Genomic DNA, 3,131 nt, shown 5'->3' with positions numbered 1-3,131 from the left:
TATGATTGAACACAGCCCGATGACCAGCAGGTCCTATCAGCTTATGCCGTATATACCCCCATTGCCTCCTCGGGTTCGGTGTCTCTCCCAGGCTTTCTTTCATCCGCCGTACCGCTTCTTCTGATAGTTCCATCCTTACCCCTCCCATGCGGTTTCTTGGTCTCGTATTCTATTACGAAAAAGTAAGCGCTGTTGCCCTGGATACATTAGGTATAATATTTTGTTATATTCATAAAAGTTTCAGGCGCCATGGACGGCGCCTGCGGCGACAATTTTGGGCTAAAAAAATGTCGTATAACAGTCCTGTTATGCGCCGTAATTTTTTTCGCCGTTCGCCATGGACGGCGAACGGTGATTTCTTAATTTATCCTAAAAATTTATCACCATTAAAGTGGATTAAATGAGATGGATTATCGGATAGCCATACCTCTGTTTCCCAAGCAATTTCACTGGTAAATCTGATAAAAATTTGTCTGTTTGGGAAAGCCGTTACATAAATATTTTTCAGCGGAGTATCAAATAATTTATTCAATTCGATTTTTCTTTTACTATCTATGGGGCCATGACTTGTAACGGATTCTACAAGAATTAACCAATTACGTGATTCAAGGTAAAAAATACAATCAGGCATTTTTCCATGTTCATCCAACACTAAGCCAATTTTTTTAAAAGTTTCTTTGTCAAAATAACCCCATTTATTACCTGTATCACCTACGTAGAGAAGTATAGCTCCAGGAATAAAACGTGGAGCAAAATTTTCAATAATGTCTTTTATTAATTGGCTATGCTCCCCTGGCGTCAATTGTAGCTTCTGCCCTAAAACATTGACTGGTATCATTTCCATGTTACGTTGCCATTGATAACGTTCTGCCAAAAATCCAATTTTTTTGTGAAATTCTTCTATTGCAAAATCATAATCATAAGTCCCAAATGTTTTGATTATGTCACGTACTAATGGAGATATTTGATAAACCGTCTGGGGACTATTTACAGGTCTTTTCAGCTTATCTGGATTATATAATGCAATACCAGCTTCTACTAATTGATACATACTAAACCTTCTAAAAGTTTCCCGTGTATTTGGTTCATAGTTTCTTTGGTAGAATTGTTTAGCAAAATCCATTATTGGGGTAATACCGATTAATGGATTTTGGGCTTCTTTCCACTCTGAGTTTTCTTTTATATCAACCAATGCCAATAAGCAAAGAGCTGTTCGTTCGTTTTGTTGTCCTTTGGGAACCCCTAGATCCGTCAATATTTTTAAAGCTTCACTTATTTTGTTTCCCATTATTTATTTACTCCAATTTTTAAGACATTCAAGATTAGGATATTTCATAGTCCTCAAATCAGTAGCATTGATTTGTGTATGTCCGCTAAATTTTCTAAAGATATTATCACAATAATCACTATTTAAGTAATTCACAAGAGCAAGAGCCAAGTTCTTGTCTAGCCCCCCTTTATTACGATGAATGATATTCAAATGATTTTCTACAGTAAAATATTCTGAAGAAATATCGTTAGGAGATATTAAAGTTGCTTGTATCCTATGTTTTTCTTCTTTTGAAGAAAAGCGTTTTATTAAAATATAAAATCCCTTCTTAAAACAATATTTACTTTTTTCTATCTCATTGAGAATTATCACGTTCGGTTTTTTTGAAATGATAGGCCATGTTAATTTCTGATTTCTAATATGAATAGCGTATAATAAAGGAATATCGCCTTCATTAACATCATAAGCCAGTTTGTCTTTCATACGAAAGTCAACGATAGGGCCTGTTGAAATTTCAAATCCAAGTTCTTTATTTGAATACATTAATGGTATATTCTCAGTATTTTGATCATAACTTGGTATAGATATGAAACATTGATTATCGGTTTCATTAATAATCAAATTTGCCGATACTTCTTGCTCACAAAAAGAAGATAAATCTTTTTGTTTGGAATAACTAAGAGTAACTTTATTTGGTTTGTTTTTCGTTTTTTTCAAAACAATAACAATATTTTCCTGTAATACATTCTCATCCTTAAAATTGTCCTTACGAGATTCAAAAATATGTATGTGCTGTATTGCCGTGTTATTATTTATATATTTCCTAAAGGGAAGAAAATAAAGGCCATTACAAAAACTTCTCGGTACAATCGCCGTAAGTACACCATTTTCAGAAAGCAATTTTATAGCAATAGCCATAAACGCGCTATAAGTATTTACTGTCTCTATACCTATATCATGTAATACATTCCTATATTCAGAATTAGCACTGATTTTTCTATAGGGGGGGTTCATAATTATCATATCATAATGTTTATTAAATCCCCATAAAATATCCGATCCAATATCACTTATAAAATTTTTATTAATAATATTATAACTAATATTATTATATTTTTTTATTATTTGGTATGATGTCTCCAGTTCATTTAATATACTATTATCTATTTCATAAGCATCAACATTAATATTGATTTCTGTATTTTTACTTTTTAGTTCACTAATTAATGAACACGATAATATACCAGAACCAGCCCCAGGGTCCAAAATATTAATTGTATCTTTTATCATACAATATTTAGCAGTAATTTTTGCCATAAAGGAAGCTATTTCAATCGGAGTTAAATATTGGGCAAATTCCTCTTTGTGTAGACGATTTACAGAGGAAATTCTTGCCATTCGTCTATTTTCTAACTCGTTCAAGGTATACATAATATAATGTTATCAGAGAGTTCTAATATTTTCAAGTGGTTTTTACTATTTTTTGCGCTGCATGGAGGCGTCGCATTTTGTTTTGAAAAATTATGGCACATAACGTCCCGGCTGTTTATGACATTTTGGCAGGGCTGCAAACCGTAGGTTTGCAGCCCTGCCAAAATGTGGCGGAGGTTTGCCGTGGGAATGGAGCGTAGCGTAATGACCTAGGCAAACCGTAGCCCGAGCCGCCCATCGGGTGGCGAAGCATATACAGTCCTGTTATGTGCAGTGGCGCGTTTTATTAATTCTCTATTCTATTACATTTATATTATTCAATAGACTTATCCAGTCCCTATGACCATAAAGAAACCGAATTATATTTATTTGTTTTTCATCAATAATATAAAACATCATATAATTCTTCACCATTGTAAATCTAAACCCC

2 protein-coding genes are annotated in these 3,131 nt (G+C 33.5%); both read right to left on the bottom strand.

What is annotated here, in order from left to right; genetic code table 11:
* Positions 1-364 precede the first annotated feature (364 nt).
* Complete coding sequence (locus tag LBP67_02000; GenBank protein MDR2083752.1) at positions 365-1,288, bottom strand: restriction endonuclease; 924 nt, start codon at positions 1,286-1,288, stop codon at positions 365-367.
* A gap of 3 nt (positions 1,289-1,291) precedes the next feature.
* Positions 1,292-2,668 carry an Eco57I restriction-modification methylase domain-containing protein gene (locus LBP67_01995; protein MDR2083751.1) on the bottom strand — a complete coding sequence of 459 codons (1,377 nt, stop codon included), beginning with the start codon at positions 2,666-2,668 and terminating at the stop codon, positions 1,292-1,294.
* Between the last annotated feature and the right edge of the window lie 463 nt (positions 2,669-3,131).

It is taken from the genome of Bacteroidales bacterium, from assembly GCA_031276035.1.
Classification (GTDB): Bacteria; Bacteroidota; Bacteroidia; order Bacteroidales; family BM520; genus RGIG7150.
The sequence above is the reverse complement of the archived record's forward strand: the minus strand, read 5'-3'. Positions and strand labels throughout refer to the sequence as shown.

Bases quoted from the DNA above. Each gene is read 5' to 3' on its own strand.
- LBP67_02000 (MDR2083752.1), bottom strand. From the start codon at position 1,288: ATGGGAAACAAAATAAGTGAAGCTTTAAAAATATTGACGGATCTAGGG.
- LBP67_01995 (MDR2083751.1), bottom strand. From the start codon at position 2,668: ATGGCAAGAATTTCCTCTGTAAATCGTCTACACAAAGAGGAATTTGCC.